The sequence below is a fragment of the Flavobacteriales bacterium genome, assembly GCA_016704485.1.
Classification (GTDB): Bacteria; Bacteroidota; Bacteroidia; order Flavobacteriales_F; family PHOS-HE28; genus PHOS-HE28.
In genome coordinates, this window is the sequence record JADJAA010000001.1 from 1,788,917 (window position 1) to 1,807,068 (window position 18,152).

The following is an 18,152-nucleotide window of genomic DNA, read 5'->3' on the forward strand; positions in this document are numbered from 1 at the left end:
GGTCCGGATCGGTGTACAACACCGATCCATCCAACAATTCTTTTCAGATAAACTCGGTCACCAATACCGTTACAGGCTGCGCAAACAGTAACGCAGCGAATATTGTGGTAAACCAAATGCCAGTGGCCACCGTACTCAGCGACACAGCATTTTGCCCTGGCGAGCAGCTTCAGATCGCATTTTCTCCGACAGGTACAGACACCTTCTCTCTGGCTTGGTCTTCGGGAAGTTGGCCGAGTTCTTCGAGCGACACATTAGTGGCCCCAGCTATAAATACCACACCGAACAGCAATACGAGCGTACTGAATACCTTAACTAACAACACCACTGGTTGCGACACAACTTCTACGATAAGCATACTAATTCATCCCCAACCATCTTTCGATACCATTACCTCCTTCGCTTGTGCAGGCGATACCTTAATTGTGTCCGGCATCTCAAATGCTAACATGGGTACTTACGCATGGGCCAGTTCGCCGCAACCTATCGCATTTGCCATCGCCAGCGACAGTGCGAGCATCATTAGCGCTAACAACTCCATGGATCCACTTCATCTGGTATTGCAAGGAGCCTGTTCGTTGGATACCTTGTTGATCAATATTCAGTTATTCCCCTTGCCGGTTGCGTTAATAACTAATACCAGCGATTTCCTTGATGGGCAGGTTAGCTATTGCAATGGTCAGCAATTGGTATTGAGCTGTGCAGATACGAATGCTGTCTGGACAGCGCTGGACACCGCCTTTTTGGAGCCGGACATGGCTCTTGGTGATTCATACGAACCCATGATCACTAGCACTGGAACCCATGAAATAGTGCTCACCGTTAGCCGGGATTCAAGTGGGGTAGTCTGCAAAGCGGATACTATGCTTACTGTGCATGCTTCACGCTCGTTGTGCAAGATCAGTTCATTGTACCAGTTCCCTGGCTATATTTTCATTGCTTCGTTGGATACCACTTTCAATGGCAATACACCGTTCTTCCAGTGGTTCAACGCGAATGACCCCTTAACTCTGGACACACTTGCTAGTGTTGGCAATGCGGCGGTTGCGATAATACCAGAAGCGCTGGCAGATAGCGTGATCCGCGTATTCGGATCCTACTATGGCGAAGGTCTCTGTGAGTGTAGTTCCGAGAGGTTGAACACAAAAGCGTTCTTTGGTCATGTGAACGAATTGAAGGTATACCCGAATCCGGTCGTAGAGGGCAATGTTAATATGATCATGCCGAGTTATTTTAGGGACCAGCATGTGGAAATGCAACTGATCGATCTGCTCGGACAGAGCGTGCTGAAATTGGAAATGGAACCGGGTAGCATCTTCCGAACAGTTGAAATACCCTATGATCTGGATGGAATTTACCTGATGGAACTGCGCTCTGCAGCCCATGTAGTGAGCCATAAAGTGATCGTGCGATGAAAGGATACTTCATGTCCTTCTTAGTAGGTATACTAGCTACGGTCGTAATGCCGTTGGTCGTGAATTCGCAGGATAACATTCCGATGGACTTCAACCGCTCAGAGGCAAAGATCAAAGCATTTGAGCTGGCGGATCGGTTTAACGATCTGAGCCAATTGAAGGATACACAAGGACAGAATCTTGAAGGAAGGTTTTTGGATCTATTTGGACTGAATGCGCAACTGTTGTTGGATTTTCATGCAAACGATGAGAATGCTATCGATGTTAGCCAAAGCTTAGGCCCAAAGGCGTATTGTGCAGAGTACTATTCGAAAGGAATTGACGAACCATTAGGAGTGGTCACTAAGGTTATTAAGCCGCTTACATCAGTCACGCTTTCAGGCGCCCGAGATCATTTTATTGTGCGGCTTGTTATAAAACGAACTTTCCAAAAAGTGCTAAGCAATGGTGTATTGATCGTGCCGAAAAAGCCGAAAGAAGTGTTCCAATTCATGACCGTGCGCGTGAGTAAACAAGGGAAAGCATTGATCCAGGTAATACAACCCTATTTCGAGCCATTAGAGAATGAGTGGACACTTGATCTGTACAAATTCGGCGGTGGGAAAGGTGTGATCCGGAATAGTGGTGCCACATTATTGCCCAATGATGTTAACATGGCGGTCGGTTTATTAGGTATCGGTCTTGGCTATCGTTTTTATCCTTTCAAAGGAGCTTCACCTCTGGTACGTGGTCGGTTGGGTCTTCATATAGGAGCGGGAGCAGAAAAATGGAGTTATAAGCTTCCCGGAATTGAGGCTATAGGATCGCAACAAGCTGATTATCTGGGTGCCGGTGATCATGTGACCAACCTGATCGAACTGAACATTCTGAATGACCTTGGTGGTGAGGATTTCGTGCTGAACCAGCGAAGTAGATTTGCACCGGAAAGCATAACAAGAACTTTGTTCACTTTCCGTGGCGCGGTTAGCTATGATGTGTTCAAGAAAAGTAAATGGAGCACCAACCTGGAATTCGGGTTGGGCTATGTTTCTGGTGGCAAGGCCAATGTGCACCTTAGTGCTGTGGATGACCAATTCGCAGTTTTCCAAGAAGGACCATTCGCGGGTAGTGAAGTTGCTATTAACCCCAATTCCGTAAGCTACAACGGAAACACGGTATATAGTAACACGCATGCATCTGCTTATGGGTTTGGCTCGTCCGGTACTGAATTGGATCAGGAAGTGGAATTAAGATCTACGTTCTATTGGGATGTGAGATTGACACAGTCTTTTAGAGCTGGAAAGATAAAGCTTGGGGCTTTTCTATCTTTAAGGCAACATATCACACCAAGTCTTGATAATACCGATCTACCGGCAACACAACTGAATGAGATCCGTCAGCAGGAGGTTTCTGCTAGTAGGGCGTTCGTTAAAAAGGCTACGCCTCATTTCTTGGGCTTCGGACTTAGCATTCAAAAAATAAGATAAGCATGAACATCTCACGGCATTTGCGCGTTTGGCATTTGGTGGTAAGCACGGTTGGTCCATTGTTAATCTGTGCACAGCTTCAGTTGCCCAGTGAATTGCTCCATCCGCGATATAGTATGGGGGAAAAAATGGTTAAGCTGAATGACGGGGTTGATTATCAAACTGGAAAGATTCATAGCCGCAATACCGCCGACCAAGAGTGGCATGCCTTCACCGATAGATCGGATGTGGGCATTTATGAGAATGATAAATGGAAAGAAAAAAAGACCGCTCTGCCACGCATTGGAACCATGCTAACGGTCATTAAAGAAAGTAATGAGGGAGTTGAAGTAACACAGGGAGGCTCCAAATTGGGTTGGGTGAAAAAGGCGGAACTCGTGCTTTGGCCGCATCCTCTGGTGAAGTACGGTTCTGAGGCTGTGGATCTTAAAGCGTTTATCGTGAACACGGTTGATAAAGCCTTTACTGAAAAAATTGGCAAAGACCCTACGTTGAAGGCTTTCTATCAAATTTACGATGGCCCATCCTCCAACAAGGTACTGGACACTAAACAGATCTACCAGATACTCTTTGCTTATAAATACGATGATGCGCAAGGACGTTACCTCCTTAGCAATAACTATAAACTGGATGGAGATGGGCAAATTCTTGGGTGGGTGGATCAGAACCGTGTCAAAATTTGGGATACGGCTTTAGCGCTAGAACCCAATTGGGATAACAGTGCGATGGACGAGCGAAGAAAGAACAGTCAATTCATTGCGCAAGTGTTCAAGGATCATAATGATGCTACGCGTTATTATGGTGGTGACTATAAGGTGAAACCGTTGAATCAACTTGATCCGGTCATACTGGAAAAAGATAAGACGAACGTGTCCATCCTGCATGAAAGCGGACGGTTCAGTGGCATTATTCCGCGCTTCCCTTTCTTGTCTCAGGCTAGTAACGATGCAGTGATCGAATGCGGTGCAATTGGCAAAATGAATGTTGCGAATACAGGAGCGATCAAGGGTACGAGCGATGTGGAATTCGGGTTACTCCGGAAGAAATTGGAGCGAGCACAGGAAAACCAAGGCAAGGTGAACATTGTGTTTGTTGTGGATGCAACTATTGGCATGCAAAAGCATTTCAAGTCTACCTTGTTGCCAGCCGTTCAAGCGCTTATTGCAAATACAGCAAGTGAGAAACGTAGCAATTTGCGTTTCGGAATGGTGGCTTATGCCGATGGTGATTGTGGAAGCTCAGTAGATAACGTTCTGGTGAAACGTATCAAGCTGACCAATGATCTTGATCAATTCTCCAAGTTTGCCAGCGCAACGCAAGTGAATACAAGCATTGATGGCGATGTATTGGTTGCGTCCAGGTTTGGCTTGTTATCCGCACTCAATGATCTGGGAATGAATGAAGACGAGACCAACATCATCTTCCACTTGGGTAGAACAATGGATGTGGGGAGTGATATGGTACGTAGTTTTAGTTGTACCCAAATACCCTTTGTTGATGATGGTGATCTGATCAATGCATTCTTCAATAAGAGACCAGCTATTATTTCCTTTCAGACAGCTTGGAAAAATGGCATTGGTTATAAGGGGTTCGAAGATGAAATGCAGGTGTTAATGGAGAAGGTCGCAAGTAAAATTAATGATAGCGAGAAGGAACGGTTCATAAACTATGCCCCAGGACAAGAAACACAAACAGAGGTCATCAGGAAAAAGGGGTATACAGAGATCGAGAATGCACCAACCTTGATGCGCATCTATTATCCGGACCGATCCCAGGCGGAAAGTGAATTGAGTCCTGAAGTATTGGTACAATTGATCGGTGAAGCATATGGAGAAGCCAATAAGAAAGGCGAGACGGAATTGAACATCAGGGCAAAGCTCTTCAACGATGACCAGACACTTGGTAAAGCCTTTACGGACTTCAGTTCAGAAGCTGTGATCGCCTTGAGTAAAGCTAACCTTACAACAGAGGAAATGCTCTTGTTAGCGAAAGAGCGCGTACACACGTTCCAGTTGGCAAATACTTTTCTGAAGAACAAGGACGCACAATATCCTACTTATAGGCTAGTGCTATTCATGAAACAGGGTAGCGTAGATGCATTGCGTGACCTTTTCGCACGTGTGGAAAATGCTTCTGATAGTGAAGATGCTGCGGGGCAGCGGGATATTCTTAAAAGCGCATTGGAGAAATACGCCAAAAGTATTTTGAACATTGAAGACATGGATCAGAAGGTGGATATAAGCAGATTGCGCAGCCAAATAACCGGAGTGGGGGACCATGTTGGTGGCAGCACCTCCCTACTAAGCCGCTTGAGTAAATTGGATGATATTGAAAACCTGAGTGATATGGAAGTTCAGAATTATTTCCGTGAAATTAAACGCTCGGGTCGCGAGTTCAATGATAAAGTCATAAATGTAAAAGGCGGTTACCCTTTTGTATATACCGCTGGCATTGGAGAGCGTGACAAAGAGTTGAAATTCTACTGGATCCCAATGGAATACCTGTTCTAGAGCGATCGAGCACACCGCAAGGGCCACTGCTCCTGCTTTCTCCATTCGTGACCTTGACCTAGGCTATGAAATTGGTTGTACGGTGCTGCACATTCCTCATCTTACGGTTTTGCCGGGTGAGCTTACATTCGTATTAGGCCCTAGTGGTGCAGGTAAGAGTACCCTGTTAGAGAGTTTGGGTTTAATGAAGAACACGTTCCAGCCCGGCCCAAATTCTCTACTTGACCTCAAAACCGAACAAGAAAATACTATTGGTTTATTGGATATTTGGGAAGATGGTGGTGACCGCGCAACTGCGATGCGGAAAAAACATTTCTCCTTTATTTTTCAAAGTACGAACCTAATGCCCAATTTCAGCTTGGGCGAGAATATCTGCTTTACGGGCATGCTGGAAGGAGCAGACCTTGGTACTATGAAACCCAAGGCCTTGCAGTTAATGGATCAGCTCAACTTGGATCCTGCATTGTTCGACCAACCAGCTGCTATGGCCAGTGGTGGTCAGCGGCAACGTGCCGCATTCGTGCGTGCTTTATGCAAAAGGTTTGATGTGCTCTTTTGCGATGAACCTACTGGAAATTTGGACCACGAGAATGCGCTTTCATTGTTCCAACTATTGAGCAAGCATATAAAGGATAACCAATTGGCAGCCGTAATTGTTAGTCATGATGTAGCGTTGGCTGAACGTTTTGCGGATCGCATTGTAAATATTGAGCTACAGAAACGCAACAAGCAGACCATTGGAGTGGTTCAACCATGATCGAACTCCTTTTCAAAGCAATAGCTGGTAGGGGTGCCGATCACCGGGCGCTATTCTTGCGCAATGAGTTGCGCACGGTGCTTGGTAAGGGGAACAAGAATTTGAAGACCTTGGCCTACTTCACATTGCTGGCATTTATTGCCGTAGTGTTTGCAGAAGCGGGATGGAAGTACTTGGGGAAGCGCATGGATAACCCTTACGTAAAGTGGATCGATTTTCCGGTAAGCTCCGATGTGGACAGTCAATACAGAGCAATTATCCACGACTTGGATAGCTTAAAGAGCTTACAGCGGTTCACCCTTGATCGTCATAGTGGATTCAATCGCTATATTTTAGGTTTTCGCCGAGCTGATGGGCGTGTGACGGACAAAGTAAAGGGCCGCACATTCATTTCTCCAGAAGATAATTCGCTACTGGCTGCCATACTAAATGAGCAGAATGTCTTGCGTATGAATGCTCCAGGAAATGATCCGAGCACATGGACTGATACACAAAAGAAAACGGGCATCTTCATCACGGAAGAACTGGTGCGAATGATGAAATTCGATGCCGATCAGGACACGTTGTACGCGCAGTACGGCAAAGATCATTACTTGCAATTACGGGTTATCGCTGTGGTGAAGAGCCTGCCGGACCGCGCCATGTTCATGAGCAGTTATGAAATGTTCTGGGACCTCGCTCGGAGCGCAGGCACCGAATTCGATTTTTATAACAACTATCGCCAGACGGACCAACTGCAGTTCCTGGTGAAAATGGATGATGCTCAGTTCGACACAAAAGCCGCCAAAGTTCAACTGGACCAACTTGTTCAGGAACAGGGTTATGATCTTCAGGTCAAGAACATCTTGCTTCAACAATTGCCTGTACTGCAAGGTCCGTTCAATGCTACCATGACCGTAATGTTGGAAGGTGAACATGAAGTAAGCCGCACCCATGGTCTGGTGGAACTGATCACCCGCGCCAGCACTACCGAATACCTGAGGCCATTCCTACAGGAGGAGTACAATTGGGCCCGCACTGGCGACCTTAGTGGCTCCAAGGATGTGTTGGTGAGGCCCGGCACTGGCGACAACAAATACTCCTTCGTTACCCTGCACTTCAACCAGATCGACAGCATCCGTCCATTCCGCAAATACATGTTGAACAAATTTGCGTTGGACATTAATTTGGAGCAGATCGAATCGCGGGAGAACTTTCACTTGGTTACCGTGATCACCAGCATTCTGGCCATTGCACTCATCCTTTTCGCTTTGATCAGCATTTCCATGTTCATCAGCAATGTATTGCGGTCACATCTTGAAAAAATAAAAATGAACCTGGGCACCTTTATGGCATTCGGCCTTTCGCGCCAATTCCTAGTGGGCAGTTACTTGCGCATGATCCTGGGCATGTTGTTGGCCGTTTTCTTGTTTGCCTTGATGGTAGTTGGTATGCTGGATGTATTGCACGTACCATACCGTTTGCTCACACTGTTAGGCATGTCATTGAACCAAGACTTCAACGAGGCGTTCAGCGTGTTGAGCTTGAGCTTGTTCTTGCTCATCATACTTATCTTGCTGCTCACGTGGTGGAATACGCGCCGATCTGTGAATGCCGTGTTGCGCCATGCTCCCAGCGACCTCATTTACAACCGAACGGAATGAAGAACCTGCACATTTTCTCTGTGCTCTTGATCGCAATGTTAGCAAGTGGATGTGGTGCTGACAAGTATGATGAAGAAGTACAGAAAGCCGTTGAAGCGTTGGATCAGAACCCGCAGATACAGGAGCACAAAGAGGCTAAGCAGCAGGACCTGGAGGTACTCGACGAGACCGAGGTGAAGGCGTTTCACGAAGAGGTGAAGAAGCAGGAAGAAAAACGGGTTGAGCGGATCTCTGCATCACCTCTGGCTGGATTCGCGACAGAGCCAGAAAAGTTAGCAGCTCATTTGCAAGCAAAAGTTGATGATGCTGCTAATTGCAAAGGCATTGCCGAGTTGAAAGAGTTTTTTGCCAAATGCGGAGATGATCAAGTATTCAGAGAAATTTACAATGATCAAGATTACCAGCAGGATATTCTAAAGGTATTCGGCAACTTCAAGGATCTTGTGCGCAAGTGTAACAGCAAATGACCGAAGATCATAAGTAATTGTATTCGTCCTTGAAGATCTCGGCTTCTTTTAAATACGTGCAGTTCACCGTTTTGGGTGAGCGTCTTAGCAGAGGATACACTTCACCATCCAACTGGTCATTCCATCCGCGTAATTCCTTGATCAATGCGTTGTCCATGAAAAAATACGGAGCTATATCCGAGTGGGCAACCATGTTATCAATTACACCGCTTGCTTCTAATGGTGTGCCTTTGTAACTCTTGTTATCATTAGGTTCGCGTTCGTTATAGCCTTTAAGGCAGGCTACCAGCATGCGCCCAAAACTGGCGTATGCCTTTCCCCGGTCTTCGCCGATCTGTAAGCGGCTTGCACGTTCGTTGATGTGGGTCAGAAACAGGTTTACTCGGTCGCGGTTCGATCGGTCATCCGGCGTTTGGTTGCGCAATAATTCCATTGCTTGGTTTGCATCGGCAAGGATCCAAAGAAATTCAAGTAGTTCCTTACCTCGTGTGTCCAACAAGCGTTCAATACCATTGTCCTGCGCGTTGCTCAGGTTGTCTGCCAAAGAACCTAACTCGTTCCTGCACGCATGCAATATTGCCCGTGCAAAATAGACCGAAGCCTCGCTGCTGCCGTTCTTGTTAGCAAGTGCATAGTAGTTCGCAGCCTCCTCCATATCATCTATCATAACATAACAGTGCGCCACCTTACGCTCCACTAATGCCTTTTGGTAATTCTTCTTTTCTGCCTTTTTGAACTCCTGTATTGCCTGGTTATAGAACCCTTTGCGACTAGCGTCGCCTAGCGTTGCCGAATCAGTATCCGCGATCCATTGGCTTATGAACCCTGTTTTGAAGGATCTGATCCCGGTAGTAGGTTTGGTTGCGCTTACGTATTTTCGCCAATACTTGCGCTGCTTGACGGCATCCTTGGCAAGGTTACCTTTTACCATGAGCAGGTCCGGGTCGTTCTTCCACTGCTTCAAACCCGTAGTAACAAGTTCTTGCGCTTGGGGTATTTGGGCAATGGTATTCAGATAGGTTGCTTTTGCCGCATGTGCTTTTGCTTTTTCTGCGCCATCCAGTGTTCTTGCTTTTTCAATAGCTGTAGTCGGGTCTTGCCCAAGTGCACCTTCTACCATTGCTAGTTCCAACCATGTTGTGCTAGGGTCAGGTGCGCTCCCCTCTTTAAGCATTTGCACGTAACAAGCTTGCGTAATGGATAAGTAGCCCAACTTTTCCGACTTTTCCGCTAGTGCCAAAAGACGTTCTGGGGTGGGTGCCAACATAGCACCAATGAAATACCCCTTCATAGCTTCCTGGTGCGAATTCACGAAATGCATTTCCTTACCGTAATTGAACCATGGCAATGCGTAATTATCCGTAAGATATTGGCTCATAACTGCTTGTCCGTTCAATATCCGGTACATGTCCATGCTCTCCAACGCTTCGGAATACTGTCCGGCTTTTGCCTGTGCGAAAAAGCGGATCAAGTAGATCTCCTTAATGACGGGGCAGTTTGCCGCTTGCTCTAAACTTAGCAGTGCTTTGGGTAGGTTCTCTTCCACCAAGGTATAATACCACGCGTTTACTAAATACGCCTGAATTTTTACCGGCTCATTCGCTTGGTTGTACTTATTCAGAACACTAGTTACTTTTGGTGGAACATCATCAGGGGTTTTTTCCAACATGGTAAGCAATTCCCTGATCTCAATGTCGCCCAGATAGATCGAAGTGTTCTGTGTCTTTTTAGGTAGGTAGAAAGGCAATGACTGAAATAGTTCCGTTGATCTAAGAGTAGCCGTGTTACGAAGTTCAGTCGCTTTTGTAAAATTCGTTCGGGTGTCTTTCTTCATACCCGATTCCAGTTCGGATTCGATCTGCCATTTTAATACAGGTCGCACAATGCGCTGCAATTGTTCCGATGAGCATAGGCTGCTGCTGGCAGTGCTCAATGGAGATGAATCCGCGTCAAGAAATACCGGTGTATGCAATGCCCATGGTTCAAATGTGCTTGTGTTGAGCAATGGCGGGAGGTCGTCCGGTGAACGAGCTGCTTTAAGCTGTTTCATCAAACAGGTGCTTTTCTCCGGAACAAAACTCACTTCATACGTTGCATAGAAGGGGCCCGAAAAGGACTTTTCAATTCCGTTATTCTCATTGTGGAATTCAGCAGCAAAGTTCAACACGCCACTTACGTCTATCCGTTGCACTCCATTTTTCTCGTATAGGTCAGAGAACTGAAGTGACTGGAAAAAGAAGGGTTCGTGCAATACCGTGATCAGGTTCAGATCACGCTCTAAGTTGAAAACCACATCCTGTGCTCGCTGAGCAGCATAGCGTGGTGCGAAGTTCTTATTGTCGAACAAGGCCAGTTCCATCGTGCAATCCTTGGTAAAAAGATCACTTTCGTTGTATGGGGATAGCATACCGCCAAATGATGAAGCATTGCTCTTGACTGCGGTGCCAATATGCACCATATCGTTAAAGGCAAATAAATTGTTGAGCACCAACGAGCGTGCCATGTATTCGTGCAGATCGGTGCTGTTGGTCTGTGCTGCTGACCCACCCACAAGTGTGCAGGCTAATGTGAGGGACGTTAGAGTGCGTAGTTTCATGGTGCAATGGGACCCAAAGGTCGTAACGGATGGTCAGAGTGGGAAATATAGCAATAACAAACACTATCCGTGGCTGATCATGATGTTCATCCCTTGCATCGTGCCGTTGGTGAACACGAATTGCCATTTCATAAGCCGTTAGTTACTTTCACTGCGCAAGATCCAAGACCATGAGCAAACCCGCAGCACGAATAGGCGATATGCACGTGTGCCCGATGGTAACACCGGGAACACCGCCCATACCGCATGTGGGTGGACCTATAATAGGGCCAGGTTGTGCCACGGTGTTGATCGGCGGTATGCCTGCCGCAGTGATGGGTGATATGTGCGTATGTACAGGACCGCCCGACACGATCACGCTAGGTTCTACTGGAGTATTGATAGGGGGGAAACCAGCAGCGCGCTTGGGTGATATGTGTGGGCATGGCGGGGCTATTGTAGTAGGATGCCCAACTGTACTGATCGGTGAGATCTCACCAGGTGGATTGGCGCTAATGCGCTTGATGCTCATTGCCATGTTATTGAAGATCAAGGGCTTTGAAGGAGGAGAAGCTGGAGCGCTGGCGGTAAGGCAGATGCTAAGCTTACAACAAGCCGCTGTGAGTGGTGCGGCTTTCTGCGAGGTGTGTGAAGCTGCTAAGAATAATGGCAGTTCAGGTACCGGAGCATCACGTGGTGGTAAAGCCGACGCTCCCGGAGTACAACCAGTGGAGCAAGAAGTAAAGAAGATCAACTCGATCTACTTCACCGATACGGAGGGCAATCGGATTACCGAGGTGGAGGAGGAAGAAACCGTGATGCTGACCATTGAAGGTGAGAATATTGGGGGCGAGGAAGTCTTGATCACCCTTTACGACAACTCCGGGGACTTCACTTATCAAGGGAACTATATTGAGAATGATCAGCTGAAGGTTTCCATGCCTAGTGATAAGCACCAAGTTGAATTAGGAATTAAAATGAATACAGCATAATGCCGTCTATTTTCCTCACATCTAATACCCGTGTTACAGCCACTGCTAATGCATTGAAGCTGCCTAAACCCGAAGTGATCGCCTTGTTCAGGTTAAAGTCTGATTATAGTGGTGAATTCGGCTTTGATTGGATCAGATGTGGGGATACTGCCTATTTCTGGGATACGGATTATGAAGATGTGGTAAAGAAGCACTTCACCGATGCAACTGAGACAACTTTTGAAATGGATGGCAATGAGAAGGGCGGTCATTACGCTGCAGTACTTGACTTAGATGGTAAGAGTTTTCAGTATGAGGCGCTCAAACGTCAATATGCTAAATTCAGTTTGCCTTGGGCTGAATTGAATGATGATGGTGACCTGATCCCAGCTGAATACATCGTGCCGTGGGTATCACTTTACAAGGACTGTAGTGCTGAATTGAACATAAAGGTGGTTATTTCACGCGGAGCCGACCACTTGGCATTCGATTCCAATGATAATTACTTGATCGAACCTTCGGTGATCGATGTTAAAGGAAAGAACGGGCAGGAAGACCTTGATGTTACATTGAGGATCACTTGTATTGAAGAGCACACAGCAGATCTGGAATTGGTTATGCGTGCATATAAGAATGAACGCCCTGCTGCTTTGGAATTAGTAATGCAGGCCTATGACAGCGAAGGGTTCGAAAATGAAAGTGAAGGTGTACTGGCAGGTAAGCTCAAAATGTGGGCGAACGGCCCAGCGAAACGAAAGAAGAAAAAAGTTGTATTTGTGCAGGTGCTGACCCCAGAAATCGTGCCGGGTGAAGGAGAGCGTTCCTATGATCCTAGTAATGAAAAGGTCAGAGTCAACAGTTATACCAGACAAGCGTTGATCGAATTGGACGAAGATTCTGAAGTAATCACAATGGACCTAATTGAAGAGGATGACTTTGGTCAGTTCATCCTTAATGGGAGGGTAGTGAACAGAAGCACCGTTGATGACTCGACCCTTGATGCCTATTTGAAAACCAAACTTGGCTTGGAGAAAGATGGTAAGTTCGATGCCACCTTCTTCAAAGCATTCTATTTTGGGGAAGGAGGACTTTCTGGCGCTTCCGGTGGGGGACTAAGCGGTTATTCGCGTCTTGGAGCTGACTTTGTTGTAGTGTTCAGTTCGGCGAATCAGCAGACTGCGTCTCATGAGATCCTGCATTCTTTCAACTTGCCACATTCATTCACTAATAAAGAATCAAGTGGGCATGCCCTGTTTACCTACGAAGCACTTAAAACGGAAAACTTGCTGGACTATTCGCACCAAGTTACCGGTCATACGAATGATCGACGCTCTTTGTGGTACTGGCAATGGGTAAAAGCTAACGACTCGATCACTTGAAATGAATTGGAGAACGACGCTTTCCATCCTAATAATGGCCTCTCTTGCAAATTGTGTAGCCCAAAAGAACATGAACATGGTACCATATGTAGATGATAAATTCAGCACATTCGATATTAAGGCCTTCGATCAAGAACGTGTGGATAGGAAGCGGGTCATTCAAAAGGATGGGATGTATATCGAAGAGGAGATCCAATCTTACGGTTATATCCGCAGAACATATCACAATGATTCTTACTTCAAGGTGAACGAGAAATATTACGCAACTGGCGGGATCAAGACCAGAGCACTCCTGTTCAATTCAGGTTCTGAACGAGGTTTTCGCTATGAGTTCAATGAGCGTGGTAGCGTTGTGAGCCGAGAAGATACAGACACCGGTTATTCATTCACATGGGATGATGTGATCGCTTATTGTAATGATCGGGCCATACCATTGGTCAAAGGATATGTGCATGGCGGATGGCAGACCATGATCAATAAGAATAAGAACGATGAAGGTATTGCGGTTTGGGTGGTCACGTGGAAGAAAGGGTTGAGTAGATTGGAAGAGATCACGTTGGATGGAGCAACAGGGGAGCTACTTAATACCAGAGATCTGGAATTCGTTGACCCATGATCATCGCCACACAGCAACTCGAAGCTTTTGGAGCCCAACACAAGGAGGCGTTCATTGCGAAGACGCTCGTTTTTTTGCGAAAGGAGTGTGCGCAGTGGGCTATGGATAAGGAAGACGCAGTCATTATGGAGTCTATTGAAAACATGATCTACTTCGCCAAGAGATACGATGTGAAGAAGGAGATCAATGTGCAAAAGTTGCTTTATCACTGGATCCAGTCTGAACTTGAATTGCCATTCGAGCAGCCACTGAAAGATGCTTTGATGCAGGAAAACGTAAGTGAGGATAAACGGGTTAAGGACATGATCAAAAAAACGAAAGGGTCATGGGGCTAGATAGTATCATAAGTGATATGTTCGATAGGGGGCTTGGAACGGTGATCCCTACGCTTACGGTTTCTTATCCCCATATTAAGAGAGCCTATTTCGCCAAAGTATCGGTGGGTGATGACATGACCATTGAGCGGATAACAAGGGCCGCTGTTACCGCTCGTGTTCACTTAGTAGTGGAAACGGAGAATTTTAGAAATAGAACGCTCAAGGTGAACATTAAGCAAGGCATTGAACGGGTGGTCGCAGATGTAAACGCTGTAATTGCAGTTCAGGTAGGAGATGAACACAAAGGCTTGATCGAGATCCAAGTAGGCCAATTCGCTTCAGAGACAAATGCTAACAATAGGAATGAATTCTTGGATCATGCGATAATTGCCATCGAGTTAAAAGCTTCATCTACAGAAGCAACCAGACACTGGGATGAGGCCATTTTAGGAGCAACAGGACAAGCAGCGCCATTGTACCTTCTGGTGGATGCCCACACAGGGAATACAGATGTGCCGCAGTGCAGATTCAGCTATTACGGACGGAACGAGGGCACGGATTCCATGCGCAACCTTTGGTTGGATATGGATGGCTTATGGTTTCAACTCAAGAGAACGCCTGCACCTTGGATGGAAATAGCCAAAGGCGAAATAGGACAACATGAAGCCGGCGGGACAAGGATCAATCCCCGAATACAACAGTATTTTGATGCATCAGGTTACTGGGGCACAGATGATACCGGTGCGGAAAATGCTTGGTGCGGATCATTTATCGCATGGGTTATGACCCAGCATGGTTCAGCTCTTCCAAGAGCCTCTTTCCGTGCTAAAAGTTGGAAGGAATTTGGAAGACAGATCGATGAACCTATTTACGGCGCTATTGGTGTTAAAACTAGGACCGGTGGTGGCCACACATCATTTGTGGTGGGCAAGAGTATAGATGGCCAGTGGCTATTCATGTTAGGTGGAAATCAAAGAAATGAGGTGAATGTATCAAGGTATGCGAGAGATGTTTGGTCGCACTTCATGGTCCCATCGGACTACGATGTGGCAGGTGCCGAACTTCCGGTGTATGATCAAAGTGCAGTTTCAGCAGGAAGTGAGGCATGACGACCAAATGGCATATAGCGATCCTTTGTTCCTTCATATTGGCGGCTTGTTCAGGTCAAGAACATGCGGAACAGGATCTTGAGCTGTCGTTGGTGGATGATATGCCAATAGCATTGGAGAATAACTCCATGCAGAACATGCACCTGACCAAAATGCTTGAAGCAATGGAATATACTATGAGGTCCACCACTTATTGCGCAATGATCAAGCAGGATCATGTACGCCGCTTTGCGCTGCACGGAGATGCTGAGAACGAGGAGAAGCTGATCTACCAAGCAACTGTATTTGAAACTTACCGAGGGAAAGAAGAGATGTTGATCGAGTATGAAATGGTTGTTGAAAAAGGGGAAGATGCGCCCCTGGAACCCGCACCGGCCATCATTTGTTTGTGTGTTTTGGAGGGGAAGTATTATTGGCCTGGTACCGGATCCATTTTTCCAGCTGATGTTGCACACGTTACTAAAGCGAGGGAGCTCAGTGCCGTGGGATTCGAAGGATCACCAGGCACCTATTGTAAGAACGGGAATAACTGAGATCGAAAATGGGAAACGTACGCGTATTGCATAGAAATGAGTTGGACGAAGAGCCTGCATATTCAGGTTCGCAGGATGAAGTTGGATCAAGCACTTCAGCATGTCCTTATTCGGCACAGGATCCAGTACAGCGCATTGTTGAAGCCTATTTCACAGATCCCGATGGCACACGCATACAAGATGTTACAAAAGAGCGCGAGGTACGGTTGGTCATAACATCCGAGAATATGTCCGGGGAAGATCTAGTGATAGACCTGCCACCCGGAACACCAACTATGCAAGTGGGTGGACAGCTTGTAGAGGACGAACAAATTATGATCTTAAGTGTGGGTAGCGATACCGAGGAGGTAGTGTTGGAGCCTCAAGTTATACCCAAGGACGTAACCGTTGATGATCCAGACCCCGAAATGCCCAAGGTCGTTTCAGTAGAGTTCTTGAACGGTTCGGATAAAGATGTGGCAACGGCCAATATGGAACAGTTCGTCAACCTTCCCAGAAATGAAAAATGGGTAGATGGTGAGAAAGTGAAGAATATGGACCGCTTGACGGACTTGCCAAGGATACTTGTGAAATTTGATAAGCCAGGTAGGCATTCATTTACCGCCAAATTGGTGCCGGGTACAAATAATCTAACATATAGTGAAGACGAGAAAAAAAGGAACCCCCACTTTGCTCATGAAGAGCGTACGCTCAGTTACATAACTAGTGGAGATGGCACTTTGATCATCTCCAATTTGAAACTCAGCTCAGGTGGTAACGATACGTTTAAAGTTTCGGTTATTGATAAGAAGGGTAAGGAAGTGCAGTCAACGGTTGGTCTTACAACTAAGAGGCTTTTTTATTTGGTTGAGTTGAAAATGAAAGGATTGACATCGATCACTCCCAACCTGAATGGTGCGATCAATGAATACGCCAAACACGGTGTCGAATTATTGATGCTACCTGCTGCAGAAATGGAGCACATGGAGAATATTGATGATGACGAGCAAGCTCAAGTTACAGCTTTTGAGAATAAGTGTAAGGAAGCTTTTAGAGCTAGCAAGGCTGCCGATAAAAACCCCTATGCAGTTGCCATTGCTTATACCGATCATTTGGCTATTAAAGACGCAGAGCGAACCCTTGAATTGGAGGATGTGGCTGTTGGGCCAAAGGTTGCACCCGTGATTATTCAAATAAGAGGACCGGAAAAGGGAAGAACTGATGCTATTAAAGATAGACCATTGTGGAAAAATATCAGATCTGAAGAAGGGTGGTTCGTCAGTTGTCAATTTATTCCTGAAGGTGGAGATGTTGCCAATGCCGTTGATATAAGTGAAGATCATTGTCTACCTAAGAGTTCACAGAGATCGACTACTTACTTTGATCGAGTGGAGGTAAAGGTCGATGATCTGGTTGCCGCGAAGGGTACTATTAGATTAAAGGTCCATTGGGTCGCTATGTTTGTGGGTGGGTTGACATTTGCAGGAAATTTGATATGTGTTTGTACAAGGGTTCGGTGGGGTAGTCTTCCCTCAGACTTGCAAAACATAGTAATTACCCATGAATTGGGGCATCAAATTGGTATGGCATCCAACGCTTATGAACGACTACCGGATCAGATTGCGACTTATTATTCCAGTAAAAAGGGCCATTATGGACAACATTGCCATCATGGAATTCCAGCGGGGCAAGCACGATATGATAGTGTTACTGATAATGGCAAGCACGACTGTGTAATGTATGGTGCAACCAAAAAATCTGCCTTTTGTGAACATTGTAGAGTCGCAGTACAAAAAGTTGATCTAAGCAGGGGGGTGAGATCGATCTGAATAAGTCAAGTATGAATGCAAGGAACTATGATCATAGGATCATACTATTATTCATTGCTGTAGCTTTCGCTTTGCTTCCATCTTGCTCGAACAGAATAAAAGGCATGGAATACAGACCTAAAGAGTACTCAAAAGTGATCATCGATCACGATGAACCCAACGACTGTTCGCCAGAGGAACCACCTCCAGGTTGGAGCGGCATTGAAATTAACGTGCCTGAAATGGCCATTGTAGAAAGACGGGATATCTTACCGGTGATCCCTATTTGCGGTTACTACAAATTGAAGGTGGTGGATATGGAACGGACGGATGCACCTATGAAGATCGTAATTCGGGAATTGAAGACGGATTCGATCTTTGTAGGATCAGTGATCCGTCCTCAAAAGAATACTCCACTTCTCCCAGAACGCCCAGAAGGCTTTGAGCCTGAACCAACGGATCCCAGACTGAAGGTAGGTGGTTTCTTCAACACGAATGCAATGGATCATGTGCCGCTGAGAATGGAACCTGGTGAGTTTGAGATCTACATTGAATATGGCGGGCAAACTTCCAATATCAAAAAGATACTGGTAAAGTTCAACTGATC

At 46.2% G+C, this 18,152-nt stretch carries 15 protein-coding genes; 14 read left to right on the top strand and 1 reads right to left on the bottom strand.

Annotation, left to right across the window (positions count from 1 at the left end):
• Positions 1 to 116: 116 nt before the first annotated feature.
• From IPF95_07530 to IPF95_07555, 6 genes are all read left to right on the top strand, one after another.
• A complete protein-coding gene (locus tag IPF95_07530) occupies positions 117 to 1,415 on the top strand; it encodes a T9SS type A sorting domain-containing protein (protein MBK6474548.1) in 1,299 nt (432 codons plus the stop codon).
• The gene (locus IPF95_07535) at positions 1,412 to 2,881 is read left to right on the top strand and encodes a hypothetical protein (GenBank protein ID MBK6474549.1); all 1,470 of its coding nucleotides are present in this window, start codon (positions 1,412 to 1,414) and stop codon (positions 2,879 to 2,881) included. Before IPF95_07530 ends, IPF95_07535 begins: the two co-directional genes overlap by 4 nt.
• A 2-nt stretch (positions 2,882 to 2,883) precedes the next feature.
• Positions 2,884 to 5,391, top strand: coding sequence for a hypothetical protein (locus IPF95_07540; protein MBK6474550.1), 2,508 nt, complete (start codon positions 2,884 to 2,886; stop codon positions 5,389 to 5,391).
• Positions 5,392 to 5,473: 82 nt separating this feature from the next.
• The gene (locus IPF95_07545) at positions 5,474 to 6,148 is read left to right on the top strand and encodes an ABC transporter ATP-binding protein (GenBank protein MBK6474551.1); all 675 of its coding nucleotides are present in this window, start codon (positions 5,474 to 5,476) and stop codon (positions 6,146 to 6,148) included.
• Positions 6,145 to 7,791 (top strand): hypothetical protein, encoded by a 1,647-nt coding sequence (locus IPF95_07550; GenBank protein MBK6474552.1) that lies wholly within the window; start codon positions 6,145 to 6,147, stop codon positions 7,789 to 7,791. The genes IPF95_07545 and IPF95_07550 overlap by 4 nt, the downstream gene beginning before the upstream one ends.
• Positions 7,788 to 8,258 carry a hypothetical protein gene (locus tag IPF95_07555; GenBank protein ID MBK6474553.1) on the top strand — a complete coding sequence of 157 codons (471 nt, stop codon included), beginning with the start codon at positions 7,788 to 7,790 and terminating at the stop codon, positions 8,256 to 8,258. Before IPF95_07550 ends, IPF95_07555 begins: the two co-directional genes overlap by 4 nt.
• 7 nt (positions 8,259 to 8,265) lie before the next feature.
• On the opposite strand, the gene IPF95_07560 is transcribed toward IPF95_07555, so the two are convergent.
• Complete coding sequence (locus IPF95_07560) at positions 8,266 to 10,854, bottom strand: hypothetical protein (GenBank protein ID MBK6474554.1); 2,589 nt, start codon at positions 10,852 to 10,854, stop codon at positions 8,266 to 8,268.
• A gap of 170 nt (positions 10,855 to 11,024) precedes the next feature.
• Between IPF95_07560 and IPF95_07565 the strand changes: the two genes are divergently transcribed.
• The 8 genes from IPF95_07565 to IPF95_07600 all read left to right on the top strand — a co-directional run bounded on the left by IPF95_07565 (position 11,025) and on the right by IPF95_07600 (position 18,150).
• The gene (locus tag IPF95_07565; protein ID MBK6474555.1) at positions 11,025 to 11,825 is read left to right on the top strand and encodes a PAAR domain-containing protein; all 801 of its coding nucleotides are present in this window, start codon (positions 11,025 to 11,027) and stop codon (positions 11,823 to 11,825) included.
• Complete coding sequence (locus tag IPF95_07570) at positions 11,825 to 13,183, top strand: hypothetical protein (protein MBK6474556.1); 1,359 nt, start codon at positions 11,825 to 11,827, stop codon at positions 13,181 to 13,183. The genes IPF95_07565 and IPF95_07570 overlap by 1 nt, the downstream gene beginning before the upstream one ends.
• Before the next feature lie 76 nt (positions 13,184 to 13,259).
• On the top strand, positions 13,260 to 13,799 hold the full coding sequence (locus IPF95_07575; protein MBK6474557.1) for a hypothetical protein: 540 nt from the start codon (positions 13,260 to 13,262) through the stop codon (positions 13,797 to 13,799).
• Positions 13,796 to 14,134 carry a hypothetical protein gene (locus IPF95_07580; GenBank protein MBK6474558.1) on the top strand — a complete coding sequence of 113 codons (339 nt, stop codon included), beginning with the start codon at positions 13,796 to 13,798 and terminating at the stop codon, positions 14,132 to 14,134. The genes IPF95_07575 and IPF95_07580 overlap by 4 nt, the downstream gene beginning before the upstream one ends.
• Positions 14,125 to 15,225 (top strand): TIGR02594 family protein, encoded by a 1,101-nt coding sequence (locus IPF95_07585; protein ID MBK6474559.1) that lies wholly within the window; start codon positions 14,125 to 14,127, stop codon positions 15,223 to 15,225. Before IPF95_07580 ends, IPF95_07585 begins: the two co-directional genes overlap by 10 nt.
• A complete protein-coding gene (locus IPF95_07590; protein MBK6474560.1) occupies positions 15,222 to 15,758 on the top strand; it encodes a hypothetical protein in 537 nt (178 codons plus the stop codon). Before IPF95_07585 ends, IPF95_07590 begins: the two co-directional genes overlap by 4 nt.
• Before the next feature lie 8 nt (positions 15,759 to 15,766).
• A complete protein-coding gene (locus IPF95_07595) occupies positions 15,767 to 17,566 on the top strand; it encodes a hypothetical protein (GenBank protein ID MBK6474561.1) in 1,800 nt (599 codons plus the stop codon).
• A 104-nt stretch (positions 17,567 to 17,670) separates the two neighbouring features.
• A complete protein-coding gene (locus tag IPF95_07600; protein ID MBK6474562.1) occupies positions 17,671 to 18,150 on the top strand; it encodes a hypothetical protein in 480 nt (159 codons plus the stop codon).
• Positions 18,151 to 18,152 lie beyond the last annotated feature (2 nt).

What these genes read in the sequence shown, in the direction of transcription:
- IPF95_07550 (MBK6474552.1), top strand. Translation starts at nt 6,145, where the DNA reads ATGATCGAACTCCTTTTCAAAGCAATAGCTGGTAGGGGTGCCGATCAC.
- IPF95_07580 (MBK6474558.1), top strand. Translation starts at nt 13,796, where the DNA reads ATGATCATCGCCACACAGCAACTCGAAGCTTTTGGAGCCCAACACAAG.
- IPF95_07560 (MBK6474554.1), bottom strand. Translation starts at nt 10,854, where the DNA reads ATGAAACTACGCACTCTAACGTCCCTCACATTAGCCTGCACACTTGTG.
- IPF95_07600 (MBK6474562.1), top strand. Translation starts at nt 17,671, where the DNA reads ATGGAATACAGACCTAAAGAGTACTCAAAAGTGATCATCGATCACGAT.
- IPF95_07540 (MBK6474550.1), top strand. Translation starts at nt 2,884, where the DNA reads ATGAACATCTCACGGCATTTGCGCGTTTGGCATTTGGTGGTAAGCACG.
- IPF95_07565 (MBK6474555.1), top strand. Translation starts at nt 11,025, where the DNA reads ATGAGCAAACCCGCAGCACGAATAGGCGATATGCACGTGTGCCCGATG.
- IPF95_07595 (MBK6474561.1), top strand. Translation starts at nt 15,767, where the DNA reads ATGGGAAACGTACGCGTATTGCATAGAAATGAGTTGGACGAAGAGCCT.
- IPF95_07555 (MBK6474553.1), top strand. Translation starts at nt 7,788, where the DNA reads ATGAAGAACCTGCACATTTTCTCTGTGCTCTTGATCGCAATGTTAGCA.
- IPF95_07590 (MBK6474560.1), top strand. Translation starts at nt 15,222, where the DNA reads ATGACGACCAAATGGCATATAGCGATCCTTTGTTCCTTCATATTGGCG.
- IPF95_07530 (MBK6474548.1), top strand. Translation starts at nt 117, where the DNA reads ATGCCAGTGGCCACCGTACTCAGCGACACAGCATTTTGCCCTGGCGAG.
- IPF95_07535 (MBK6474549.1), top strand. Translation starts at nt 1,412, where the DNA reads ATGAAAGGATACTTCATGTCCTTCTTAGTAGGTATACTAGCTACGGTC.
- IPF95_07570 (MBK6474556.1), top strand. Translation starts at nt 11,825, where the DNA reads ATGCCGTCTATTTTCCTCACATCTAATACCCGTGTTACAGCCACTGCT.
- IPF95_07585 (MBK6474559.1), top strand. Translation starts at nt 14,125, where the DNA reads ATGGGGCTAGATAGTATCATAAGTGATATGTTCGATAGGGGGCTTGGA.
- IPF95_07575 (MBK6474557.1), top strand. Translation starts at nt 13,260, where the DNA reads ATGGTACCATATGTAGATGATAAATTCAGCACATTCGATATTAAGGCC.